Below are 24,110 nucleotides of genomic sequence, written 5' to 3'. Positions count from 1 at the left end.
TCGCTCACGAACACACCTCGCCGGTCGTGGGCGCATCATCGTGGAATCTCACGCCGCGCGCTCCCGGTGCCGCGCGGTGACAACCCGCACATCCGCGAAGGTATGCGGAATCGGCGCGGACGGTTTGTGCACCACCACCTCGACCGACTGGATGCGCGGATCGGTCATTACGTCGTCGGCGATCTCGGAGACCACCGTCTCGATGAGATTGCGCGGCGGGCCCTGGATGATGCGCACGGCCCGTTCGGCCAGTCTGCCGTAATCGACGGTGGCCGCGAGATCGTCGGACGCAGCGGCGGCGGCGAAATCGACCGACACCGTGAGGTCGACGATGAACTCCTGCCCGTCCCGGCGTTCGTGCTCGAATACTCCGTGATGGCCGAAGGCACGCAGGCCGCGTAGCTCGATTCGGTCGCTCATCGGTCGGCTCCTCGCGAATTCTGCCCGGCGGCGCGCTGCCAGGCGTCGGTGACGGCAATGGCATCCAGGGAGGCGCGGACATCGTGCACGCGCACGCCCCAGGCGCCGTGCTGGGCGGCCAGCGCCGAAATGGTCGCGGTGGCGGTCTCGCGACCGTCCGGTGGGCGGGGGCCCGCGGCATCGGCGAGTAGCGCGCCGAGGAAACGTTTGCGCGACGCTCCGATGAGAATCGGCAATCCGTTGCCGACCAATTCGGGGAGCGCACCGAGCAGTGCCCAATTGTGTTCGGCGTTCTTGGCGAAACCTAGGCCGGGATCCAGGATCAGCCTGCCCGAATCGACACCGGCCGCAACGGCCAACTCCACCTGCGCGGACAGCTCGGCGAGCACCTCGGCGACGACATCGTCGTACTCGTCGGCGGGTCCGGTGTGCCGATAGTCGGCGCCCGCTCGCCAATGCATGAGAATCCACGGTGTATCGGCCGCGGCGACGACTTTCACCATGTCCGGGTCGGAGCGACCACCCGAGACATCGTTCACCACGCTGACTCCGGCCGCGAGCGCCGCATCGGCCACACTGGCGCGCATGGTGTCAACGCTGGTCGGCACGCCCGCGGCAACCAGGCCGCGAATAACGGGAACCACCCGAGCCGCCTCGGTCTCCGGATCGATCCGGATGGCGCCGGGGCGAGTCGATTCACCCCCCACATCGACGATGTCCGCGCCGGCCTCGAACAACTCGATGCCGTGTGCGATCGCCAGACCGGGGTCGAGGTACTTGCCGCCGTCGGAGAAGGAGTCACTGGTGACATTGACGACACCCATCACCACGCAGGAGCGTCCCCCGCGTGGAGTGACATTCCCCGGACCGGACACCGCGAACTCACTCACTTCCGCAGAATGAGATCGAGGGCCTCCGCCCGCGAGGCGGCACTGGATTGCAGCAGGCCGCGCACCGCTGAGGTGGTGGTGCTTGCGCCCGGCTTGCGGATGCCGCGCATCGCCATGCACAGATGCTCGGCCTCCACCACCACGATCGCGCCGCGCGGGTCCAGCTTGCGCATGACGGCATCGGCGATCTGGCTGGTCAGGCGTTCCTGCACCTGGGGGCGCTTGGCGTAGAGATCGACCAGCCGCGCCAGCTTCGATAATCCGGTCACCCGGCCGTGCGGGCCGGGGATGTACCCGACGTGCGCGACACCGTGAAAGGAGACCAGGTGGTGCTCACAGGTCGAGTACATCGGGATGTCGCGCACCAGCACGAGCTCCTGATGGCCCTCGTCGAAGGTGGTGTTCAGCACCGAATCCGGCTCGATGTAGAGGCCGGCGAACATCTCTCGGTAGGCGCGGGCAACGCGGGAGGGGGTGTCGAGCAGGCCGGGACGGTCCGGGTTCTCCCCAACCGCGAGCAGCAACTCTCGGATTGCGGCTTCGGCGCGGTCCTGGTCGAACGGCTTACCGGTCTCCAGGGCGATGAGTTCCGGCTTGGCAACAGCCGAGCCTGCACTGTTGTGCTCGCGGTTGTCCGACTGGCCGTTCTCCGACTGGCCACCGCCCGACTCCGCTAGCGCGTGGCCGCCGACATGATTCTTGGCCGACAATCGAGGACACCTCCAAAATCTCGGGTGCCGGCAATTACTCGGCACCCCGATGGTCGAGCCTAATCGTCGCTGGCCGTGGCACGAACGACGGGCCCGAAGGCGGCAGCTCGGGTGACCACTCGGGTCCCGAGACTGCCGCCACCGTTTCAGTGCCGACCGTTCGGTCCATCCCAATCGCGATTGTCGCCCTCGTCGGCCGGGTTGGCCCGTCCCTGCTCGTCGTAGCCGCCCTGGTCGCCGCGACCGGGACCCGGCTGGCCGCCCGGTGGCTGATGCCACGGCTGCTGATAGCCGTGCCGCGCCTGCGGGTCGCCCTGACCCGGCCGACCGCCGCCGTAGCCCGGTTGCCCGGGCTGCTGCTGCGGCTCGTCCCGAGGCGGCCAGCCCGGCGCCGACCAACCGGCCGGAGCGCCGTAGTCCGGCCGCGAGCCCTGCGTCGCGCCACCCTGGCGCGGGTAGCCGGCCGTCGGGGCCTGCGGCAGCGGATAGCCGGTCGCGGGCGGTGTGGGGTAGCCGTACTGCGGCGGGTTCTGGTAGCCCGACTCGAGGTAGCCGTTGGCAGCGGTGCCCGCGGGCACCGGCGGCACCGGCGACTCCGGTGGCGGCCACGGCTCGCCGCGCTCGGCAGCCAGCTCGCCCGGCGTCTTCACCGGCGGCTTGTCCGAGGGCAGCCGATCACCGAAGTCGTTGAACGCGGTGATCCGCGGCCGCTTCTCCACCGTCGCGAGCAGCTCCTCGAGATCCTTGCGGTGCAACGTCTCTCGCTCCAGCAGCGCGGTCGCGAGAACATCGAGCACGTCGCGGTACTCGTTGAGAATCGCCCACGCCTCGGTGTGCGCGGCCTCGATCAGATTGCGCACCTCCTCGTCGATGGCGCCCGCGACCTCGTGCGAGTAGTCCGAACCCATGCCCATCGAGCGACCGAGGAACGGGTCACCCTGTTCCTGGCCGTAGCGCACCGCGCCGAGGCGAGCGCTCATGCCGTATTCGGTGACCATCGCGCGCGCGATCTTGGTCGCCTGGTCGATATCCGAGGACGCACCAGTGGTCGGCTCGTGGAACACCAGTTCCTCGGCCGCGCGGCCGCCCATCGCCATCACCAGGCGGGCGATCATCTCCGAGCGGGTCATCAGGCCCTTGTCGTCCTCGGGCACCGTCATGGCGTGACCGCCGGTGCGACCGCGGGCCAGGATGGTGACCTTGTAGACCGGCTCGATATCCGGCATCGCCCACGCAGCCAGGGTGTGGCCACCCTCGTGGTAGGCGGTGATCTTCTTCTCGTGCTCGCTGATGATCCGGCTCTTGCGGCGCGGACCGCCGACAACGCGGTCCACCGATTCCTCGAGCTGTTCGCCGCTGATCACCGCGCCGTTCTCACGCGCGGTGAGCAGGGCGGCCTCATTGATCACGTTCGCGAGGTCTGCGCCGGACATGCCGACGGTGCGCTTGGCCAGACCGTCGAGATCGGCCTCGGGCGCGATCGGCTTGCCCTGCGAGTGCACCCGCAGGATGGCGCGACGCCCGGCGAGGTCGGGATTGCTGACCGGGATCTGCCGGTCGAACCGGCCGGGACGCAGCAGCGCCGGGTCGAGGATGTCGGGGCGGTTGGTGGCCGCGATCAGGATCACACCGGTGCGGTCGCCGAAGCCGTCCATCTCGACGAGCAACTGGTTGAGGGTCTGCTCGCGCTCGTCGTGACCGCCGCCGAGGCCGGCGCCGCGCTGGCGGCCGACCGCGTCGATCTCGTCGACGAAAATGATGCACGGGCTGTTCTGCTTGGCCTGCTCGAACAGGTCGCGCACCCGGGAGGCGCCGACACCGACGAACATCTCGACGAAGTCCGAACCGGAGATGGTGAAGAACGGCACGCCCGCCTCACCTGCGACGGCGCGGGCCAGCAGCGTCTTACCGGTTCCCGGCGGACCGTAGAGCAGCACGCCCTTCGGAATTTTCGCGCCGAGCGCCTGGTAGCGCACCGGGTTCTGCAGGAAGTCCTTGATTTCGTACAGCTCTTCGACAGCCTCGTCGGCGCCTGCCACATCCGCGAATGTGGTCTTGGGCATGTCCTTGGACAGCTGTTTGGCCTTCGATTTACCGAAGCCCATCATGCCGCCGCGACCACCGCCCTGCATTCGGGACATCACGAAAATGAAGAGGCCGAGCAGAATCACCATCGGCAGCACGAACAGCAGGATCTGGGTGAACCAGCTCTCCTGTTTGACCACGGTGTTGAACGGCGCGCCGGATTTCTGCAGAGCTTCGAATATCTGCGCGGACGCCTCGCCACCGCCCGGATACTTGGCGATGATCTTGTTGGAGCCACTGGTTGCGTCGTTGCCATTGTTCAGCTCGATACGCAGCTGCTGCTCGCGGTCGTCGATCTGGACGTTCTTGACGTTGCTCTTGTCGTTCAGCTGAGTCAACGCCACCGAGGTGTCGACGCTCTTCCAGCCGCGCGTGTCATTGCCGAAATAGCTGAACGCATAGATCACGAGCAAGATGCCCGAGACTATGGCCAGGGTGCGAAACACAGTCTTGCGGTTCATAGAGCGTAGGCCGGGCGGCCAGTCCTTTCCGGTTCTCCGGTGCATGCCTGCGAAGCGTCGGGGTCGGCGGTGCCAGTTCTCACCCTGCTCCCAGCCGGATTCCGGGTGGGTTCGGATGCGGACATGCCACGTTACCGCGTACGGTCTACTCGATACATCGCGCAGTTCGGCAGTTGGTGCAGTTCGACAGGTAAACGGCCGGGGAACGACGGTGGTTCCCGAGGTCTCCGGTCGGGTTACTCCAAGTGGTCACAATCATGGCATGTTCGGCCTATCGTGAGCGACGACACAACACTGCGGCGTGAGCGACGGGCCCGAAGGCGGTAGCGCAGCGTAACCACGCAGGGCACCGCGAGCGCCGCAAATCAGACAAGAGCGCAGGGGGTATGGACATAGTCGAGCTACGGACACCCACAGCGATAGTGCGGCACGGGCGCGGGCGACTGATCGTCCTGCGACCGGGCACCGATGGCGAGCGCGTACTGGATGTGCCGGTCACGGACCTGCTGAAGGTCCGACTGAACCGGCGCGCCGATGACGCCGTCGTAATCGAGATCTACCTTCGTTACCCCACTCCGGTACTCACGGGCGTGCCGGCGGACCGCACCCCTCTACCGGTATTGATAGCAGAACATGATGTCCCCGCAGCGACCGAGATCGTCGATCGGATCAACGATCAGATCTTGAGCTCGCAGCGCATCGACGTGGCCGCCCCCGATCTGAACCCGCCCGCCCCTGCGTGGGGCAAGGCCGGACCGACACGCGCGGACGTGGATCGGGCCGTGCGCAGGATGGCACCCAAGCGCGAAGCGAAGTCGGCGATAGCCGCACTGCATCGCTATGTCACAGTGGACGAATACGTGTTGGAGACCGCGATCGCGGTGGCGCACCCGCCCGCAGGCAGCGGACCGGGACTGCTTGCGGCGACCACCGGGCGGCTGCTGTTCGTCTCCGTCGGCACCGGTCCGCGCTACGCATACGAGCTACCCATCCCCGCCGTGCTGTGGGCCCGCACCACCGAGGGCTCAGCACCGGCGCCGGGTGAGATCGGCTCGATCCGCGGCGAGTCGGGCATCGACGTGCACGACGGCAATATGACGCTGCATTTCACCGGCGCCGACCGGGCCGACACCGAGCGGGTCACCTGCGCGGTGAACTTCGCCGTCCGGCGTGACTCCGCGGACGGCGCGGCAGGCCCGGCCGATCCCGGTGTCTCGCAGCTGTATTCCGAGTGGGAGCTACTGGTCGAGCGACATTCGCTCGGCATGGTCGACGACACACAGTTCCAGCGCTACGGGCGCGGGATCTTGCGGTCACTCCCCGACGGGAACTGACTGCAAACCGATCCGCCGCCACGGGCTGGTCGGGCGGGTCCACAGACGCAGTAGTTCCATGCGCCGGTCGACGCCGCCGTTCTTGAGCTCGGCCAGGTCCTCGCAGGCCTGCCAGTAGGTCCAGCCGGTGAGGTAGGCGTCGCCGAACTGGCGCCAGTTCTTATATTTGCGCTGTGCCAGCGGCAAGGCGCGCGCCAGGTAGCCCCATGCGACGTCGGAGTCGAGATAGCCTGCGGTGAAAGCCATTCGAGCCACCGCAACAACCCGGGCCAGGTCCCAGGCGTGGATATCACTCGGCAGCGGCCTGGCAAGGTGATCGGTGAAACCGATCTTGATCGCCTGCGACCAGATGTCGTAATCGCGCACGAGCGCCTCGGGATTGTCCATGCCACGGAACGAGCCGACCTGACGCAGAAAGGCGCGGTGCCGATCGGCCCGCTCGCCGAACCGATCCCGCTCGCTCGCGTTGATCGAGGCCATCACCAGCGGATGCACCATGGCGTACAGCGGCGCGTGCATGCCGTCGAGCAGCTGTTCCATCGAGGCCTGCGCCTCGGTGCCGTCGGTGATGCCCCAGGCACCGGTCAACGTGTCGATGGCGAGTTCGCGGCGGTCACCGAGCGGATGTTCGCGTTCGGGGCCGAGCAGCAGCGCGTCGTGGAAGGCGTCCCATCGGGCCGAATAGAAGGCGCCGAGCGCCAACGATCGCAGTTCGTTCTCGGAGACCGCGGCGCCGGACCAATGGTCTTCCTCCCGCTTGTCCAGCTCTTCGTAGGGGAAAGTGGTCAGAGTGGGCACACCGCGGGCAGGCATGCCCCCGATTGTTCCCCATCGATCTTGAAACAACCTGAGTAATCGCCAAGGGAATCCACGGGTGTCGGGCAGGCGGGATTCGACTCGCCGGTCGCGGCCCGAGCAATCATCGCAGTGCGCGTCTGACGAGCGCCGTTCGCTGTCGCCGCAAACTAAACCCGAAATTTTCCTGTCCGGGGATTCTTGCCCGACGCATCCAGTTACAGAGGGCTAATGTGCATCCATGAGTGGAAACATCACCCTCCTGCGTGGCCTGGAACCTGCCCCTACCGAGCAGGAAATCTATGCTGCCGCACTGCAGTACGTGCGCACGGTCGGTGGCGTTTCCGGCCTGAGCACCACCACCAAGGCCGCCGTCGACAAGGCCGTCGCGGCCATTGCCGCAGCAACGACCCAGCTGCTTGCCGATCTACCCGACGGCAGAGTCGAGCCACCCCGCGAAGAGTAGCGGCCACAGCGTCGACCACCCGATCACGGCAGCGTGTCGACACCATAGGTAGCGACGCAGGTCAGCGCGAGTTCCAACGGCAGACTGCGCGCTTCGATCGGATGACCGAGCAATTCCTCGATTCGCTGGATCCGGTAGCGAATCGTGTTCTTGTGCACCCCAAGCAGTTTCGCCGCGGCCTCCGGGCTGCGATGGCTCTTCAGGTAAGCGTGCAGCGTCTCGCGCAGCCGTGCGGTATTGGCGTCACGACCGCCAAGTACGCGTAACTCCCTGCCGATGAGCGCGCGCATGGCCGCGTCGTCGCCGCCTACGAGGTGGGCGATCTCCACCTCGCGATAGCTCGTGACCCGATCGGCATCCACCGGCCCGCGCTCGGCGACCTGTCTGGCCGCGACGGCTTCACGATGACTCTGGCGAAAACCCGCGACCTGCGCGGCGGGCACCCCGAAGGCGACCCGCACCGGCGGCTCCACCAGTCCCGCGGTCATGCGCGCCAACCGACCCGGCGCGGCCAGTTCCGCGGCGTGCTGCTCATCGTCGAGGCCGACCCACGCCCACATCCCGCTGGCACCCGACGGCATGCTGAGCACTCGGCCGCTGCCGAGGGCCACCGCGAGCCGCGCGGCGACCCGGTCCAGCAGACCACTCATCTCACCGTCACCGCCCGCGGGCTCGTCGGTCCACAGCACGAAGGCAAGGTGCTGCTGGGCGAGCCGGTAGCCCAGGCGCAGCGAGGCCTGCTCGACATCCGGTTCGTCACCGGCCAACAGGGCGTGCACGGTTTCGGTGCGCCGATTGAGGGCGGCGCGCAGCACCCGCTCCCGCTCCTCCATGTAGGTGTCGGTGAGCATCTCCACCGAAGTGCTCACCCATCTGGTCGACCGCTCGAACAGGCGCAGCAGTACCGCGCGCTCGATCTCTGGTGGCGGTGTCCGGTTGTCGATGGCCTCGGTCATGTACTCGAGCACCGCCTCCTGCCCCACGTGATAGGTCCGCAGCAGCAGCCGCAGGTCATAGCCCCGCCGGGCCAGCGTGCGCGCGAATGCGTGCGCCTCCTCGGGCAAGGTGAATTCGAAAGTGTCGCTGGCGAGTCCGCTCAGCATCACCCTGGCGTGTGCGCGGGTGCTCGCCGCGAGGTCGCGGCGGATATCGCGATCGGATAGCTCCGGGATGCGCGCGAGGATCGCGCCGTCGAGTCGGTCGACGACCTGTTCGAGCGCCTCGCTGCGCATCGTTTCGTATACGTATTCGACGAGCCAGTCGCGTACTACTTCGCTGCTGGGCCCGACCGCGTCGGCCCTGGCTCGCGCGCTGTGCGTCATGATTCCTCCGATTTGTGCCTCGAGAACAAATTCGGCCGCGTTCGTTGACAAATCGGTCCAAGAAAGTCCCGCACACTTGTGCCACGATCATAGGTCAGTGAACTGATTCACAGTATTCGTTCGCCAGCGGTGCACAGCACAACGTCAGTGGGAGAACAGCAGTGACCAACACCGAATCCGCGACCGGCGCGGCCAAGAAGTCCCCGGCACGCAAGACGCCCGCGAAGAAGGTCGAGCCGGCCGTCATCGAGGTGCGCAATCCCGGTACCGGCGAGGTCGTCGGCACCGTACCCGACCAGAACAAGGACGCGGTCGCGGCCAAGGTGCGCGAGCTTCGGCTCTACCAGCCGGAGTGGGAGGCCATCGGCCCCGACGGCCGCAAACAATGGCTGCTGAAGCTGCAGGACTGGCTGCTCGACAACACCGAACACCTCGCCGATGTGTTGCAGTCGGAGACGAGCAAGCCGCGCGTGGACGCCCTCATCGATCCTGCGTTCTCGGTAGATCTGACCGGCTATTACGCGCGCCGCGCCGCGAAGTTCCTCGCCGACGAGCACCCCTCGCCGCACAGCCCGCTGGGCCGGGTCAAGAAGCTCACCACGGTGTACAAGCCCTACCCGGTCGTCGGCGTCATAACGCCGTGGAACTTCCCGCTGGCCATGCCGGTGATCGACGTGATTCCGGCGCTGGCAGCCGGTGCCGCCGTGCTCCTCAAGCCGTCCGAGGTGACCCCGCTTTCCGCACTCGAACTCGCCCGTGGCTGGGCCGAGATCGGTGCGCCGCCGGTGTTCGCCGTGGTCACCGGGGCCGGTGCGACCGGCGCCGCGGTGGTCGATAACGCCGACTACATCCAGTTCACCGGCTCGACCGCCACCGGCCGCAAGATCGCCGCGGCCTGCGTCGAGCGGCTGATCCCCTACAGCCTGGAACTGGGCGGCAAGGATCCGGCCATCGTGCTTGCCGACGCCGACCTGGATCGGGCTGCGCACGGCATCGCCTTCGGCGGCATGTTCAATGCCGGCCAGGTGTGCATCTCGGTCGAGCGGGTGTATGTGGAAGCGCCGGTCTACGACACCTTCGTCGCCAAGCTGACCGCCGCGGTGCAGGGCCTGCGCCAGGGCCTCGACGGCCGCGAGTCCCAGCATGATGTCGGCGCGCTCGCCAACGAGAACCAGGTGCGGATCGTGCAACGCCATGTCGACGAGGCCGTCGCAGCCGGCGCCAAGGTGCTGACCGGCGGCAAGCGCACCGGCGTCGGAACCTTCTTCGAGCCGACCGTTCTCGTCGATGTCGACCACACCATGTCGTGCATCAACGAGGAGACCTTCGGTCCGACGCTGCCGGTGGTGAAGGTCGCCGACGAGGCCGAGGCGGTTCGGCTCGCCAACGACTCGGTCTACGGCTTGTCCGCCTCGGTGTGGACCGGCGACAAGGATCGCGGCGAACGCGTTGCACGCCAACTGAATGCGGGTGCGGTCAATATCAACGATGTCTTCTCCAACCTGTTCAACTTCGCCCTGCCGATGGGCGGCTGGGGGCAGTCCGGTGTCGGGGCACGCTGGGGCGGCGCGAACGGCGTCCGCAAGTACTGCCGCCAGCAGGCGATCACCAAGCCGATCCTGCCGACCCCGCAGAAGGAGCTGCTCTGGTTCCCGTACCAGATGCCCAAGCTGCTGTTCGCGCTCGGCGCGATGCGCGCCGCGGGCGCCCGCGGCCTGCGCCGCATCGACATTCCGGCCCTGCTGAAGCTCAAGGGAGACACCAAGTGACCGCGGCGCGAGCGACGGGTCCGGAGGCGGCAGCGCAGCGTAACCACGGCCGCCGATCCAACACAGACGCGGCAAAGATCCGGGGGAAGGTCGTCGTCATCACCGGTGGTGCGCGGGGCATCGGGCTGGCCACCGCGACCGCGCTGCAGACATTCGGCGCGAAGATCGCGATCGGCGATATCGACGAGACCACCGTCAAGGAGTCCGGGGCCGCACGCGACTTCGAGTTCTACGGCAAGCTCGACGTCACCGACTCCACCTCGTTCGAGAGCTTCCTCGATGAGGTGGAACGCACTGTCGGCCCCATCGACGTGCTGATCAACAATGCGGGCATCATGCCCACCGGCAAGTTGGTCGACGAGCCGGATCAGATCACCCGGCGCATCCTTGACATCAATGTCTACGGCGTCATTCTCGGCTCCAAGCTCGGCCTTGCGCGGATGCTGCCGCGCAAGCGCGGGCACGTCATCAATATCGCGTCGCTGGCGGGCGAGACCCACATCCCGGGTCTGGCCACCTACAACGCGAGCAAGCACGCCGTGCTGGGGTTCACCGACACACTGCGCGAGGAGTATCGGGGGTCGGGCGTCGAGTTCTCCTCGGTGTTGCCGACGCTGACCAATACCGAACTCGGTTCCGGGGTGAGCGGCCCGAAGTTGCTGCGTTCGGCGGAGCCCGAGGAGATCGCCGATGCCATCGTCGGGTTGATCGCCGCACCGAAGTCGAAGGTCAGGGTGACGGCGATGGCCGGGTTCATCTCGCAGTTGGTGAACCTGCTTCCGGAATCCGTTGCCGATGGCCTGGCACGGGCGCTCGGTTCCGGCGATGCCTTCCTCGGCGCCGTGGATGCCGACAAGCGCAAGGCTTACGAGGACCGGGCGCGCAGCGCCTGACCCGGGCACACATCGAGGCGCTGCGGTCGTGGATGCACGGCCGCAGCGCCTTTCGACTGTCCGGGGCGGCGCCATGCCACGGCCGGACGTGGGCAGTCCGATCCACACGGCAAACTCATTTGTGACGAATATCACATACAAATCACAGAGCAGCCCTTACGGGCCTCGACGTCGATTCCCCGGCGTTGGCGGGGCAATCTCCCAGCGGTCCCGCTCGAGCCGCGCGGAGACACTTCGAATCCCATAGCCGCTGGTCAACCGTCCATGACCATCGGCAGCAGCTGTACCCACGGCGGATGCGAGAAGTTCGCGGGCTCGATGGTGCAAATGACCACGACAGGCAATATGCTGTGTTTAACAAACCCGTCGACTGTTTCTGCACCACTATCCGAACTTTCCGGCCTAATTAGGCTGGAAATTCAGGACCGATTCTGATAGCAAGGGGCTATGGACCCGCATTTGCGCGACCTGCGGTATTTCGTCGCTGTCGCTGAGGAACTGCATTTCACCAACGCCGCACAGCGGCTGCACATCGCTCAACCCACCCTGTCGCGTCAGATTCGTCAGCTGGAACGCCAGCTCGACGTGGTCCTGTTCGACCGCAACCAGCGCAGTGTCGCGCTGACCGTCGCGGGCAAGGAACTGCTCGAAGGTGCCCGCAAGATCCTGGAGCTCTGGGAGGTCACCAACGTCTCGCTCCAGGAAGCGGGCGAGGTGCTGCGCGTCGGCATCCAATCCGCGCTCGGCCGCGGTCTGATCAACGATCTGGAAAGCGCGAGCGGTCATCGACTCGCCCTGCACGCGGCGTCCTGGACCGACCCGTCCAGCGGCCTCGCCGGACGGCAGGCCGACCTTTCGCTGGTCTGGCTGCCCCTGCCCGACCCGAACCGCTACCGCTGGCAGGTGCTGCGCACCGAGCCGCGCTGGGTACTACTGCCGGAGAACCATCCGCTCGCCGATCAGGAGAGCATCGAGTTCGCCGATCTGCTCGACGAGCCGTTCATTGCATTGCCCACGGAGGCCGGTGCGGTGCGCGACTTCTGGCTCGGCAACGACGCCCGCAATGGACGTCAGCCGAAGATCGGCGCGGAAGCCGCGACCGCCGAGGACAAGCTGGAGGCCGTGAGTCTCGGCCTCGGCGTCTGCCTGCTCGCCGAGAACAATGTCCCGATGTACCGGTGGCCCGGTCTGACCGCGCGCCCGGTGACCGGGCTGGCGCCATGCGAACTGGCCGTGGCGTGGCGGGCCGACGACAATCGCCCCACCATCCTCGAGTTCGCAGGCCGCGCCGCCGACGGCGGCTTCTCCGCGCAGGCACCACAGGCGTCGGTCGCCTGACAGATCACGGGGCGCGCCGCGGTCACGACCGTCCGGCGCGCCACCGTCTCGACATGGGGCGCGCCAGTGTCACGGCGCGGTGCGCTCCCAGGGGTGCAGCGCTTCCAGTTGTGCGGACAACCGCAGCAGGGTCGATTCACTGCCGGGCGGTCCCGCAAGCTGCGCGGCCACCGGCGTGCCCGAGCGGGGATGCATCCCCATCGGCACCGACGCGGCAGGCCAGCCGACCATGTTCCACAGTGGGGTGAATGGTGAGAATCGGGAGCTGGCGACAACATTGGCCAGCCAGCCCCTGGTGTGCCAGGCTCGGGCTTTCGGTGGCGCCGCGGCCAGCGCCGGCGTGATCACGACGTCGTAGCGCTCGAAGAATTCCAGCAGTCGCGCCTCTACCCGGTCGACCTGACCGGGGCGGACCAAACCAAGTCGCTGCACCTGCCTGCCGAGCGCGAGGTGGCGGCGGGTGCGCGGTTGCAGCCGGTCCGGATGGGCCAGCGTCGCGGCGTCCCGCGTGCCGACGGCGAGCCAGCGCAGCAAGACCGAACTGATCGTTTCGCCATAGGGCAGCGTCGCCGGTTCCACTTGGTGTCCCGCCGCGGCGGCGGCCGATCCTGCGGCGCGGGCTGCCGCGGTCCAGTGCCGATCGACCCGGAAGAAGCGGGACGGTGGCGCGACGGCTAGCCCGATGCGTAGTCGGCCGGGTGGCTCGACCTCGGCTAGGTCCGGCCTGGCCGCCAGCACCGATAGCGCGAGCGCCGCATCTCCGACGGTTGTTGCGAGCACACCGTTTTCGACCATGCCCGCCCACGAGTCGACGCCGACCTCCGCGGGCACGGTGTGACGGCCCGGTTTGATCCCGAACACCCCGCAGCACGCCGCGGGGATACGCAGCGAACCGAGTCCGTCGTTGCCGTGCGCCACCGGAACCAGCCCGGCCGCGACCGCCGCCGCCGATCCGCCGGACGAGCCGCCGGCGCTGCGTGCGGTGTTCCACGGGTTGCGGGTGGTGCGGCCCTCGCCGTCGGTCATCGCCCACAGACCCAGCTCGGGAACCGCGGTTAATCCGACGATCACCGCACCCGCGGCGCGCAGCCTGCGCACCACGGGATGGTCGGCGGCCGCCGGATGCGTATCGGTGGCGGCCGAACCGCACAGGTTCGTCTCGCCCTCGACCTCGAGGTTGTGTTTGATCGCGATCGGCACACCGGCAAGTGGGAGCACATCCAGATCGGAGCGCTGTTCCAGCGCGAGCGCCTCGGCCTTCGCTTTGGCCGAGCGAACGACGGTGAACGCGTTCAGCTTCCGGGTGTCGGCAGCGATGCGCTCCAGCACCGCATCGAGCACCTCGGTCGGGCTGGTCGAACCGTCCCGCACGCCGGCGGCGATCGCCACGGCGGGTCCGCGCGGCGCGCCGGGATCAATCGGAGAATTCGGACCTGCTGCCTGGTTCACGCCCGCGGGGATCCGCTGGGCGGCTACTGTCTGCGGAGCTGCTTGCGCTACGGCCGTACCGTCCGCCACCGCTGTGGCCTCATTGTGCATGTGCTGGTTCTCCCCCGTCGCATCGTTGTCGAAATCGGGTGATCCGCTGTTGAGGCGCAAGTTATCATTTCGGATACTGCTCGGGGGACGATGTCGTCGGGTGTGGCGGAATTTATCCGCCACACGTACAGACCGACCAGTGCGGATTCTTCGGTATCCGCGGAACCAGTAGGTCCGAGAATGAGTACGAATTCCGAGAGAAGTTCCGAATCCACTTCGGGTTCCACGACCGGAGTGAGTCACAGTAGTGCCGTGGAAGCCTTCGCCACAGCGTGGAAATCGGCTGCCACGCAATCGCCACAGCGACCGCCGGAGATCGCCGATTACCTACCCGATGCGCACACACTGCGGCAGGAGGCGCTGATCGAATTGATCCGCGTCGACCTGCGTCACCGGTGGGTGCGGCGGGCCGAGTCCGCCGCGCCGCGCAAACGCTTGGCCGATTACTGTGCGGAATTTCCCGAACTCGAAGCCGACGACATCCCGGCCGGCTTGGTGTACGAGGAGTTCGTCATCCGCAGGCACACCGGCGAGCGCGTGGATCCGCGGGAATGCCTGCGTGAATTCCCGGCGCAGGCGGCCGAGCTGCGGGCATTGCTCAATGCCGACGAGATAGATCAGAGCACGCGGCGGGCGGTGGTGGGAGACCCGACCGTGACCGCGCTTGCCCAGACCAAAACCGCGCAGGCAGCGGATCTGAACCAAACCCCCCAGTCTCCTCGTAATACGGAGGTGACCCGCGCAACTTCCGACCTGACCGGGACGGCGGCCGCAACCCCGACCACGGTCGGGACCGGCCCCGGGCACTACGACGCGCTCGACCGGATCGAAGTCGGTCAGCGAATCGATGATTTCGATCTGCTGACCGGTCTGGGCACCGGTGCGTTCGCACGGGTCTTCCTGGCCCGGCAGCGCTCATTGCAGCGGCTGGTCGCGGTGAAGATCTCCGCCGACCACGGCACCGAGCCGCAGACGCTTGCCCAGCTCGACCACGACTACATCGTGCGCGTCTTCGATCAGCGCCTGCTCGGCTCCGAGGATATGCGCGACGCCGGCGGACGGTTGCTCCGTTTGCTCTACATGCAGTTCCTGCCCGGCGGCACGCTGCTCAGCGTGCTGCGCTGGACCCGCGCCACACCGCCCGCCGAACGCACTGGACAGCTGCTGCTCGACGCGGTAGACGCGGCCATGGAGGAGAAGGGCGAGATCCGCCCGACCGATTCCAGTGTGCGCGCGGAAATCGCCGCGCTCAGTTGGCCGGAGACCGTGGCGTGGCTGGGACGCAGACTGGCGGATGCACTCGAATACGCCTCCTCGCACGGCGTCCTGCACCGCGATGTGAAGCCTGCCAATGTGCTGCTCACCGCGGAGGCGGTACCGAAGCTGGCCGACTTCAACATCAGCTTCAGCCGCAACGTGGCCGACACCAGCCCGGTCGCCTACTTCGGTGGATCGCTGGCCTACATGTCACCCGAACAGCTGGAAGCGTGCCACCCCGGCCGCGAACGCACGGCAGCCGATCTGGACACCCGCTCCGATATCTATTCGCTGGGCGTGGTGCTGTGGGAATTGCTGACCGGCGCAAAACCGTTCGATGACACCACCGCAGGCGCGAATGACTACGGCGACGACACCACACTCGAGGCGATGCTGGAGCGGCGCACTTCGGGTGTGAATGCGGCCGCACTGGATCGGCTGCCCGCCAACTGTCCAGCAGCACTGCGCCGGGTGCTGCTGACCTGTCTGGAACCCGACCGCTCCCGGCGCTGGTCGGGTGGCGCGGTGCTGGCCAAGCAGCTGGACCTGTGCATGGACGCACGCGCGCGGGACCTGGTCGACCCACCGAGCGGCAGCTGGCGGCTGAAGCTGCGCTCGTGGCGATTGCTGATCGTCGCGCTGGCCATCGGGATACCGAATGTGCTCGCCTCGATCTACAACATCCTGCACAACCAACACTTGATCGTCAGCAGAATGAGTGCGGACGCCCAGGAAACCTTCCTGGTCATCACCGGTGTGGTGAATGGGGTGCTGTTCCCACTCGGCGCGACGTTGATACTTTATCTGTCACGCCTGGTGCTGACGGTTCCATACGGGCTGCGCAGAGGCAGGCGATACGACGCGGACACACTTCGACGAGCTAGAGCCGACTCACTGCTGTTCGCCGATCGAGCTGTGGTCATCGTGTTCTCGCTGTGGGTGTTCGCGGGCATCACCTTCCCGATCGCATTGAAATTGTCCACCGGCACGATCGCGATGAGCGCGGTCGTCCATTTCCTCACCTCGATCGTGGTGTGCGGTGCGATCGCCGTGGCCTATCCGTTCTTCCTGGTGGCCTTCTACATGGTCCGCTGCATATATCCGGTGTTCCTGCGGCACGGCGAAATCAGCACCGACGACGCAGTGTGGCTGCGCGGCCTCGACCGCCGCGCCAATGGCTATCTCGCGGTCGCCGCGTCGGTGCCGCTGCTCGCGGTGGCGGGCGTGACGTTCCTGCCGCCAGCCGATATTCCGGCGGTGATCCTCGCGGTCCGCGTGCTGTGTGCGGGCGGCATTGTCGCGTTCATCGGCTCCTACCTGCTTTTCCGCGCCTTGGAGGACGACTTGCGCGCGCTGGAGCGTGTGGTCGCGCCGAGTGATGCGATCGGACGGGAGCCCGCCGCTCCCGTCGGGGCGGAGACCAAGGCGTGATCGAACCCGGCCTCGATCACGTCGCCAGGTTCGACGCCGATTGGCAAAGCTGCCTGCGCGATGGCAGGCCCGACCCACCGTTGCTCCCGGATTATGTGCCCGATGGCGCACAGGTGCGGCTGGCCGTGCTCACCGACCTGGTGCGCATCGATCTACGACAGCGTTGGATCCGGCCCGGCCGCGGCAAGCGAATCAAGGAGTACTGCAAGGAATTTCCCGAGATCGAGCACAGTCCGATATTGGCCGATCTGGTTTACGAGGAGTTCCTGATTCGGCGCAGGCACGCCCCCGTCGAGGCGGCGGATTTCCTCGCCGAATATCCGGATCTGGCCACCGAGGTGCGCGAGCGTCTCGCCGCGGTCGGCGCCGACGGTGACGACGCCGAAAACCACAGTGCGCCTGCCGAACTCGACAGCGCACAGGCCGCCGCGCTCGTCGCCGATCTGGCGCCGGGACAGCGCGTGGACGACTTCGATCTGCGCACCGATCTCGGGACAGGCGCACTCGGCCGCGTCTTCCTCGCCACGCAGCGTTCCATGCAGCGCCTGGTCGCCGTGCGTTTTTCCGCGGGTGCGAGCGCCGCGCCGCGCACCATGGCGCAGCTGGACCATCCGCACATCGTCCGGGTCTTCGATCAGCGCATGCCCGTCGACTCGGCGGCACTGCGACTGGTGTACATGCAGTATCTGCCCGGCGGCACCGCGTTCGACCTGCTCGCCGAGCGGCGGCGCGGCCCGGAATCGGCGGGCGGTGCGCTGCTGTTGCGGGCGGTGGACGCGGCCATGGAGGCGAAAGGCGAGATCCGGCAGACGGATTCGAGTGTGCGCGCCGAGATCGCCGAGCTCAGTTGGCCGGAGACGGTCGCATGGATCGGTCGGCGACTGGCGGACGCGCTCGACTACGCCGACCGCAACGGGGTGGCACACCGCGCGATCAAACCGTCGAATGTGCTGTTCACGGCCGAGGGCATCCCGAAGCTGGCCGATTTCGCATTACCCGACGCGACCAGGCCCATCGCGCAGGACGATTCGCCTGCCTACCGCTCGCCCGAGGAGCTGGCAGCGGCCCTCGATCCTGCCGCGCCCGAACCGGATACGCGCAGCGACATCTTTTCCCTCGGGGCGCTGCTGTGGGAAATGCTCACCGGCAGTCTCCCGTTCGACGGCGACACCGCGGTAACCCAGCCGCACGACGCGCTCGACCACCGCAGACGCGGCGTGCGAAGCGCTGCGCTGGAGCGTATTCCGGCGGACTGCCCGGCCGCACTGCGCCGGGTTTTGCTTACCTGCCTGGAGCCGGAACCTGAGCAACGCTGGCCGAACGGCGCGACGCTGGCGCAGCAGCTGGATCTGTGCCTGGACGCACGCGCGCGCGACCTCGTCGACCCGCCCGAACGCAGCTGGCGACGGCGCCTGCGGCCGTGGCGGATCCCGCTGGTTTCGCTCGCGATCGCGGTACCGAATGCCCTCGCCTCGGTGTACAACGTCGAGCACAACGCCAAGACGATGCACTATCGCCAAACCGAGGTGGCCCAGCACCAGTTCGAGATCTTCACCGCTGTGGTGAATGTGGTGTCCTTCTCCGTCGGCACCGCAGTGCTCGTTTACCTGTGCAGATACCTGATTTCGGTGCCGCACGGACTGCGCACCGGGGTCCGCTACCGCCCGGAGGTGCTGCACCGTACCCGCACGGATGCGGTGCTGCTCGGCGACCGCGCGGTCCTGGTCATCATCTCGATGTGGCTGCTGTCGGGGATCTCGTTCCCGGCCGCCCTGCACCAGACCGCCGATGGCGTCGCAGCGGCCGACTACGCCCATTTCGTGGCTTTACATGTGGTGAGCGGCGCCATCGCACTGACCTATCCGTTCTTTCTGGTGAACTTCTACGTGATCCGGTGCATTTACCCGATGTTCCTGAGCCACGGCGAGATCCATGAGCGGGACGCGGCGCGGTTGCACGGGCTGCGACGCCGAGCCGGGTTCTATTTGAGCCTCGCGGCGTCGATTCCACTGCTCGCCGTCGCGGGCGCGACACTGCTCGCACCGGCGGATCTCGACAAGATCATCGTCAATGTGCGGGTGCTGTGCATCGGCAGCATCATCGCCTTTATCGCGGTGTATATCCTGTTCCGAGCACTGGAGAACGATCTGCGCGCGCTGGAACGAGTGACCGCGCCACATCTGCACAAGAACGCGGACGCCGCATCCGCGCCGTAAGCGATGGAGAGTCAGCAGTGATGAATGCTCCGTTCGGACGTCTGGTCAGTCTGTCGCATGTGCACGATCCGGCGACGACACCGCTGTTTCCCGGCGACCCGGAATTTCGCACGGACATCGCGGCGACAGTGGCGAACGACGGCTACTACCTGCGCTACATCCAGCAGGGCGAGCACACCGGAACCCATTGGGGCGCACCGATTCATTTCCACGCCGACGGCCTGGCCGCCGACGAGCTCGACCTCGAAGACCTGCTGCTGCCTGCGGTGAAGATCGATGTGCGGGATCAGTGCGAACGTGACCGCGGCTACGCAATCACCGTTGCCGACATCAAGGAATGGGAAAGCAGGCACGGTCGCATCGCCGACGGGTCCGCGGTGATCGCCTGGACCGGCTGGGATGCGAAATGGGGCACTCCGGAGTTCCTCGGCACCGCCGAAACCGGGGACCAGCAGCCGGGTTTCGCGGTCGAGACCATGGAATGGCTGCTGCGCACCGGGCGTCTCGGCCACCGCGGCGCGCTCGGTATCGACACCTTCGGACCGGATCTCGGCAGCGATGACACCTATGCGGTGTCGAAATTGCTGTATCGGGAGCACCGAATCAGCTTGGAATGCCTCGCCAATCTCGCCGCGCTGCCCGTCACCGGCGCCTGGGTGCTCGTCGGCGGTGCGCTGTATCGAGGCGGGTCGGGTTCGCCTGCAACGATATTCGCGCTCATCACCGATAGATCGGCGGAAACGTCGATACCGGGCGCATTCCGGCGGGCGCCGGAATAAGCAGCGGTGTTCTTACGCGCCCCCGTAGACCTTCGGGTCGAGGGTGCCGATGTAGGGCAAGTCGCGGTAGCGCTCGGCGTAGTCGAGACCGTAACCGACGACGAATTCGTTCGGGATGTCGAACCCGACGTGTGCGACGTCCACGTGGGTGCGCAGCGCATCGGGCTTACGCAGCAGGGTGACAACCTCGAGCGAGGCCGGGTTGCGGGTGGACAGATTGCGCTTGAGCCAGGACAGCGTGAGACCGGAGTCGATGATGTCCTCGACGATCAGCACATTGCGGCCCGCGATGTCTTTGTCCAGATCCTTCATGATGCGCACCACGCCGGATGACGAGGTGGACGACCCGTAGGAGGACACCGCCATGAATTCCATCTGGGTCGGAATCGACAGCGCCTTGGCCAGGTCGGTCATGAAGAAGATCGCGCCCTTGAGCACGCCGACCAGCAGCAGATCGCCTTCGGGGGCATCGGCGGGATAGCGCTTGGCGATCAGCTCGGCCAGTTCCTGCGTCTTGGCGGCGATCTGTTCCTCGGTGATCAGCACCGACGCGATGTCATCCCCGTACACGTCAGTTGTGTCCTTCCGTGGTGTTGATCCCGAGCGACCGATCCATTATGGGTCATCGGCCTGTGCTTTATGTGCCATCAGCGCAGACGCATAGTCAGCCTGCCATGTTCGCGCGCCGCGACCAACCTGCTGCCCGGCCCGCCGCCGCCGACAGCGACGCCGCCCTGACCGCGCCAAGCGGTGATCAATTCGTCGACGGCGTGTAAATGCTTGCCGGTCAGGGCTTTCGCACCGCCCGCGAGCAGCCAGGCCCGGACCGCCCGGCGGCGCAGCGCGGCAGGGGCAGTGGCGAGGGTCTCGATCGACAGGCTCACCCCATTACTGTCGGAGCCCTCAGAGTGCTCGCTGTTCGAGTCGACGCTCGCGGCCCGCAGCAGTTCGCCCGCCAGCGCATCCAGTACCGCACCGTCGGCACGCAACTGTTCGGCGGTGCGTGCGAGCGCGGCCGCCACCCCGCCGCCGAGTACATCCTCCAGCAGCGGCAACACCTCGGTACGCAGCCGCACCCTGGTGAACTCCGGCGCCGAGTTGTGTGGATCCTCGTGGGGCGTCAACCCGAGATCCGCGCACAGCTGCCTGGTGGCCGCCCGTCGAACTCCGAGCAGCGGCCTGCCCCATGGATCGGCGAAAGCCGCCATCCCCTGGATCGAACGTCCGCCCGACCCGCGCGCCAGGCCGAGCAAGACCGTCTCGGCCTGGTCATCGAGGGTGTGTCCGAGCAAGACCGGCAACCCGGCCCGAGCCGCGTCCAGTGCTGCGTAGCGAGCCTGCCGCGCCGCCGCCTCCAGCCCACCCGCGCTGCCGACCTGCACCGCGAGCACTCGAGCCGACCGGCAACCGAGTTTCAGCGCTGCCGCCGCGGCGGCGGCCGCGACCTCCCCCGAGCCCGGCTGCAACCGATGGTCGACAACCAGTGCGTCGACGTGCCCCGCCTCCACCACCGCTGCCGCAGCGAGCGCGAGCGAGTCGGCCCCGCCCGACAATGCGACCGCAACTCCCGACGAAACCTCCGGCGCGTACTCCGCCAGCCAGCCACGCACTGCCCTGCGTACTTCGAGCACCGCCTCGGTCTCGGGGAGACGAGGCACCGTTTTCCCGGCCCCCACCTGCGGGTTCCGTGACGTTGTTCGTCCCGCACCGCTCATATCAGGAGCCTACCGAGGGTAGTGAAATGGCCTAACCCAGTACCCGGGTGATCCACCGCTGCGGGTCGTCGATTTCGTCCAGCCGCGGCAGGGTGTCCGCATCCGTCCACACCGTGTTGAACTCCGCCATGCCGACCCGGTCGACGACATGGTCGACGAAGGCCTTGCCGCGCACGTACTGGGCCACCTTCGCATCGACGCCGAGCAGGGCTCGCAGCAGGCGCTGCAGCGGATTGGTCGGACGCTTGCGGCGCTTGTCGAAAGCGGCGCGGATGTGTTCGACCGACGGGACGACGGCCGGTCCGACCGCGTCCATCACATGGTCGGCGTGGCCCTCGAGCAGGGTGCCCAGCATCAGCAGCCGATCCAGCGCCGCGCGCTGCGGCGGCGCCTGGGTGGCGCGCAGCAGGCCGACGACGCCACGCGCGCTCGGATCGTCGGTGGTCGCCCCACTGCGGCGGTCCCGCACCTCGGCGAGCAGCCGGGACAGCATCTCCGCCAGCGGCTCGTCGCCGACCGCGCCGAGGGTGTCGACATTGGCACGCATGTATTCCGCGAGCCACGGCGCGGAGGAGAACTGCACCCGATGGGTCACCTCGTGCAGGCAGACCCAGAAGCGGAAGTCGGACGGCGAAACACCGAGTGCGCGTTCCACCGCCATGATGTTGGGAGCGACGAGCAGCAGCGTGCCGTCGGGACCGGTGAACGGGTCGTACTGGCCGAGGATCGCGGTGGACAGGAAGGCCAGCATTGCCCCGGCCTGCACACCCGCGGGCTTGCCCACGAGCAGACCACGCTGGGTGTTGGAATCGAGTCCGGTGCCGGTGAGCTGGCCCATGGAATCGGCGGCTGCCGCGATCCAGCCGGGCCGGTCGACGATCCTCGCCGCGGGGACCGGCTGGTCGTCGAGCAAGCCGCTCACCTCGCGGACCGGCCCTTCGGCCCGTATCGACGCGTCGGCCAGTTCGGCGACGACCCGTTCGGCGGAATAGCGCGAAGTCCGCGGCCCAGCGGGGACAAGAGCCGCACCGGTGCGCGCGGCCAGTTGCCAGTCGACAGCGCCGGACAATCCGGAACGACGCCGCTCGGAGGCGCCGCTATCTGGCCCTGAGCGCGCATCGGCTGTTTTGTCAGCGCCTTCGAACATCGTCATCCACCCGTCATGAGCATCCACAATTGCGCAGCGTGCCTGCTATCGCGTCCAACGCGGGCCTGCTGGCCTCCGGCGGCCGATCGTTGGACATCAACGCGAACGTCAGCACCCGTCCATCGTGGTCGAGTACATAACCCACCAACGTGCTGGCCACCGACAGAGTTCCGGTCTTGGCGCGTACCCAACCCGCGCCCGCCCGGTCCCGACTGACGTAGCGGCCTGCCAACGAGCCGGTCGCACCTGCCACCGGCAGGTCATCCAGTAGCGGTGCCAAAGTGACCGCGAGCCGATCGGTTTCGGGCCTGGCCATGGTGTTGCTCGGCCGCACGGCGCTGGATCCGCTCGGCTTGGCCGCGGTCGCCAGGATCTTGTCGAGCAGCCGCGGTGGTACCCGATCCTCCGTCGAGAGTCCACTGTTGTCCTGCATGGACATTCCGGTGAGATCGAATCCGGCCCGGCTCAGCGCGTCGGTCACCGCGGCGACCGCCCCGGTGAACGACGGCTCGGCTCCGGTCGCGGCCGCGATCTCGCGGCCGATCGCCTCGGCGAGCACGTTGTCGGAGTGGACCATCATGTCGCGCAGGCGGTCCCGCAGCGGTGCGGACTGCACACTCGCGATCTGCTGCGCACCGGGCCCTGCCGTGCCGATACGGACCCGGCCCGGGTCGAGGCCGAGTTCGGTGGCGAGTCGCCGTCCGGCGTCCAGCGCCGGGGTCGCGGTGCGCGGGGAGTACTCGACGAGGGGATCGAGCCTGCCGCCGTCGATCATCACCGGTTCGATCGGTGCGATCGACCCCTCGGGAATATCGACCGGTTCCCAGCCCGGCGCCATGGTCGGCCCGGCGAACGCGGAGATGTCCACCACGATGGTGTCCACCGCGCGGCCCGCCGCGTGGATCTGGGCCACCAGGTCCGAAAGGCGCGGCCCGTTCGGGTAGTAACCATTGCCGTCGGGCTGCGCGGTCAGCGTCGGATCACCGCCACCGACCAGCACCAGCTCGTTCGGCGTCGAGCCCGCCACCACGCGAGTGGTCACCCGATGGTCCTGCGGCAGCGTGAGCAGCGCGGTGGCCGTGGTCAGGATCTTCGCGGTGGAGGACGGGATCATCGGCTTGTTCGCGTCACCGCTCCACAGCACGGTCGCACTGTTGGCGTCGCTGACCGATCCGGCGAACGCGCCGAGATCCGGATTACCGACGACGGCGGCGAGCGCGGCGGCGATGCCGGCGGGGGTCGGCGCGGGCGCATTCGACGGCGCGGGCGCAACCTGCGGGAATGGCCGGACCGGTGCGGGCGGGGCCGTGATCGTCAGCCCGCCGTGCCGGAATTCATCCGTCCACGGCTTCAGAGCAAGCAGCACTGCTCCGCTCGCCACCAGCAGCACGACCAGGGTCATCGAGAATCCGACCCACATGTTGCGGCGCCGCCGGGCGGCCAGACCACCGATGTTTTTGCTGCTCCGACCAACCACGTCCCGCCGTCTCTCCTCAACGCGGCCGCCTGCCGCACCCATGTGCTCGCCGACCACACTATCCTC

At 67.4% G+C, this 24,110-nt stretch carries 19 protein-coding genes; 8 read left to right on the top strand and 11 right to left on the bottom strand.

The genetic code is table 11. The features are described from left to right. Positions 1–48: 48 nt before the first annotated feature. From folB to ftsH, 4 genes are all read right to left on the bottom strand, one after another. Entirely contained in the window at positions 49–420 is a 372-nt protein-coding gene (gene folB / locus OHA42_RS07455; protein WP_406235651.1) for a dihydroneopterin aldolase, read from the bottom strand. Then, positions 417–1,244 (bottom strand): dihydropteroate synthase, encoded by an 828-nt coding sequence (folP, locus tag OHA42_RS07450; protein WP_406239177.1) that lies wholly within the window; start codon positions 1,242–1,244, stop codon positions 417–419. Before folP ends, folB begins: the two co-directional genes overlap by 4 nt. Positions 1,245–1,306: 62 nt before the next feature. Continuing rightward, entirely contained in the window at positions 1,307–1,894 is a 588-nt protein-coding gene (gene folE / locus OHA42_RS07445) for a GTP cyclohydrolase I FolE (protein ID WP_406239175.1), read from the bottom strand. Between the two features lie 272 nt (positions 1,895–2,166). Beyond that, the gene (ftsH, locus tag OHA42_RS07440; protein WP_406235650.1) at positions 2,167–4,566 is read right to left on the bottom strand and encodes an ATP-dependent zinc metalloprotease FtsH; all 2,400 of its coding nucleotides are present in this window, start codon (positions 4,564–4,566) and stop codon (positions 2,167–2,169) included. 386 nt (positions 4,567–4,952) lie between these two features. Between ftsH and OHA42_RS07435 the strand changes: the two genes are divergently transcribed. Next, positions 4,953–5,900 carry a hypothetical protein gene (locus tag OHA42_RS07435; protein ID WP_406235649.1) on the top strand — a complete coding sequence of 316 codons (948 nt, stop codon included), beginning with the start codon at positions 4,953–4,955 and terminating at the stop codon, positions 5,898–5,900. On the opposite strand, the gene OHA42_RS07430 is transcribed toward OHA42_RS07435, so the two are convergent. Then, complete coding sequence (locus tag OHA42_RS07430) at positions 5,880–6,713, bottom strand: DUF1266 domain-containing protein (RefSeq protein ID WP_328408487.1); 834 nt, start codon at positions 6,711–6,713, stop codon at positions 5,880–5,882. The genes OHA42_RS07435 and OHA42_RS07430 overlap by 21 nt on opposite strands. Before the next feature lie 223 nt (positions 6,714–6,936). Here OHA42_RS07430 and OHA42_RS07425 point away from each other — a divergent pair, with 223 nt between their 5' ends. After that, positions 6,937–7,161 carry a DUF2277 family protein gene (locus OHA42_RS07425; protein ID WP_406235648.1) on the top strand — a complete coding sequence of 75 codons (225 nt, stop codon included), beginning with the start codon at positions 6,937–6,939 and terminating at the stop codon, positions 7,159–7,161. Between the two features lie 23 nt (positions 7,162–7,184). On the opposite strand, the gene OHA42_RS07420 is transcribed toward OHA42_RS07425, so the two are convergent. Beyond that, a complete protein-coding gene (locus OHA42_RS07420; protein ID WP_406235646.1) occupies positions 7,185–8,483 on the bottom strand; it encodes a PucR family transcriptional regulator in 1,299 nt (432 codons plus the stop codon). Positions 8,484–8,644: 161 nt separating this feature from the next. Here OHA42_RS07420 and OHA42_RS07415 point away from each other — a divergent pair, with 161 nt between their 5' ends. From OHA42_RS07415 to OHA42_RS07405, 3 genes are all read left to right on the top strand, one after another. Continuing rightward, positions 8,645–10,252: an aldehyde dehydrogenase family protein gene (locus OHA42_RS07415; protein WP_406235644.1), complete on the top strand. Its 1,608-nt coding sequence runs from the start codon at positions 8,645–8,647 to the stop codon at positions 10,250–10,252. Between the two features lie 77 nt (positions 10,253–10,329). Continuing rightward, complete coding sequence (locus tag OHA42_RS07410; protein ID WP_406239173.1) at positions 10,330–11,145, top strand: SDR family oxidoreductase; 816 nt, start codon at positions 10,330–10,332, stop codon at positions 11,143–11,145. Positions 11,146–11,592: 447 nt separating this feature from the next. Then, positions 11,593–12,483: a LysR family transcriptional regulator gene (locus OHA42_RS07405; RefSeq protein ID WP_406235642.1), complete on the top strand. Its 891-nt coding sequence runs from the start codon at positions 11,593–11,595 to the stop codon at positions 12,481–12,483. A 69-nt stretch (positions 12,484–12,552) separates the two neighbouring features. Here OHA42_RS07405 and OHA42_RS07400 read toward each other — a convergent pair whose 3' ends face one another. Further along, positions 12,553–14,022, bottom strand: a complete 1,470-nt coding sequence (locus tag OHA42_RS07400; protein ID WP_406239171.1) for an amidase family protein — start codon at positions 14,020–14,022, stop codon at positions 12,553–12,555. Between the two features lie 252 nt (positions 14,023–14,274). Here OHA42_RS07400 and OHA42_RS07395 point away from each other — a divergent pair, with 252 nt between their 5' ends. From OHA42_RS07395 to OHA42_RS07385, 3 genes are read left to right on the top strand one after another with little or no spacing between them, the layout of a single operon-like run. Continuing rightward, positions 14,275–16,710, top strand: coding sequence for a protein kinase domain-containing protein (locus OHA42_RS07395; RefSeq protein WP_406235640.1), 2,436 nt, complete (start codon positions 14,275–14,277; stop codon positions 16,708–16,710). Beyond that, positions 16,707–18,926 (top strand): serine/threonine-protein kinase, encoded by a 2,220-nt coding sequence (locus OHA42_RS07390; RefSeq protein ID WP_406235638.1) that lies wholly within the window; start codon positions 16,707–16,709, stop codon positions 18,924–18,926. The genes OHA42_RS07395 and OHA42_RS07390 overlap by 4 nt, the downstream gene beginning before the upstream one ends. A gap of 20 nt (positions 18,927–18,946) precedes the next feature. Then, complete coding sequence (locus tag OHA42_RS07385; RefSeq protein WP_406235637.1) at positions 18,947–19,705, top strand: cyclase family protein; 759 nt, start codon at positions 18,947–18,949, stop codon at positions 19,703–19,705. A 12-nt stretch (positions 19,706–19,717) separates the two neighbouring features. Here OHA42_RS07385 and hpt read toward each other — a convergent pair whose 3' ends face one another. The 4 genes from hpt to dacB all read right to left on the bottom strand — a co-directional run bounded on the left by hpt (position 19,718) and on the right by dacB (position 23,987). Next, a complete protein-coding gene (gene hpt / locus OHA42_RS07380) occupies positions 19,718–20,275 on the bottom strand; it encodes a hypoxanthine phosphoribosyltransferase (RefSeq protein WP_406235635.1) in 558 nt (185 codons plus the stop codon). Positions 20,276–20,352: 77 nt separating this feature from the next. Continuing rightward, positions 20,353–21,420, bottom strand: coding sequence for a tRNA lysidine(34) synthetase TilS (tilS, locus tag OHA42_RS07375; RefSeq protein ID WP_406235633.1), 1,068 nt, complete (start codon positions 21,418–21,420; stop codon positions 20,353–20,355). Between the two features lie 31 nt (positions 21,421–21,451). Continuing rightward, positions 21,452–22,567 carry a zinc-dependent metalloprotease gene (locus OHA42_RS07370; RefSeq protein WP_406239170.1) on the bottom strand — a complete coding sequence of 372 codons (1,116 nt, stop codon included), beginning with the start codon at positions 22,565–22,567 and terminating at the stop codon, positions 21,452–21,454. A gap of 13 nt (positions 22,568–22,580) precedes the next feature. Then, positions 22,581–23,987, bottom strand: coding sequence for a D-alanyl-D-alanine carboxypeptidase/D-alanyl-D-alanine-endopeptidase (gene dacB, locus OHA42_RS07365; RefSeq protein ID WP_406239168.1), 1,407 nt, complete (start codon positions 23,985–23,987; stop codon positions 22,581–22,583). Between the last annotated feature and the right edge of the window lie 123 nt (positions 23,988–24,110).

It is taken from the genome of Nocardia sp. NBC_01009, from assembly GCF_045208035.1.
In the GTDB taxonomy this organism is placed as follows: domain Bacteria; phylum Actinomycetota; class Actinomycetes; order Mycobacteriales; family Mycobacteriaceae; genus Nocardia.
Note: the sequence above shows the minus strand (reverse complement) of the source record. Positions and strands in the feature narration are given on the sequence as shown.

What these genes read in the sequence shown, in the direction of transcription:
- folB (WP_406235651.1), bottom strand. Translation starts at nt 420, where the DNA reads ATGAGCGACCGAATCGAGCTACGCGGCCTGCGTGCCTTCGGCCATCAC.
- folP (WP_406239177.1), bottom strand. Translation starts at nt 1,244, where the DNA reads ATGGGTGTCGTCAATGTCACCAGTGACTCCTTCTCCGACGGCGGCAAG.
- ftsH (WP_406235650.1), bottom strand. Translation starts at nt 4,566, where the DNA reads ATGAACCGCAAGACTGTGTTTCGCACCCTGGCCATAGTCTCGGGCATC.
- OHA42_RS07435 (WP_406235649.1), top strand. Translation starts at nt 4,953, where the DNA reads ATGGACATAGTCGAGCTACGGACACCCACAGCGATAGTGCGGCACGGG.
- OHA42_RS07430 (WP_328408487.1), bottom strand. Translation starts at nt 6,713, where the DNA reads ATGCCTGCCCGCGGTGTGCCCACTCTGACCACTTTCCCCTACGAAGAG.
- OHA42_RS07425 (WP_406235648.1), top strand. Translation starts at nt 6,937, where the DNA reads ATGAGTGGAAACATCACCCTCCTGCGTGGCCTGGAACCTGCCCCTACC.
- OHA42_RS07420 (WP_406235646.1), bottom strand. Translation starts at nt 8,483, where the DNA reads ATGACGCACAGCGCGCGAGCCAGGGCCGACGCGGTCGGGCCCAGCAGC.
- OHA42_RS07405 (WP_406235642.1), top strand. Translation starts at nt 11,593, where the DNA reads ATGGACCCGCATTTGCGCGACCTGCGGTATTTCGTCGCTGTCGCTGAG.
- OHA42_RS07400 (WP_406239171.1), bottom strand. Translation starts at nt 14,022, where the DNA reads ATGCACAATGAGGCCACAGCGGTGGCGGACGGTACGGCCGTAGCGCAA.
- OHA42_RS07385 (WP_406235637.1), top strand. Translation starts at nt 18,947, where the DNA reads ATGAATGCTCCGTTCGGACGTCTGGTCAGTCTGTCGCATGTGCACGAT.
- tilS (WP_406235633.1), bottom strand. Translation starts at nt 21,420, where the DNA reads ATGAGCGGTGCGGGACGAACAACGTCACGGAACCCGCAGGTGGGGGCC.
- OHA42_RS07370 (WP_406239170.1), bottom strand. Translation starts at nt 22,567, where the DNA reads ATGTTCGAAGGCGCTGACAAAACAGCCGATGCGCGCTCAGGGCCAGAT.
- dacB (WP_406239168.1), bottom strand. Translation starts at nt 23,987, where the DNA reads ATGTGGGTCGGATTCTCGATGACCCTGGTCGTGCTGCTGGTGGCGAGC.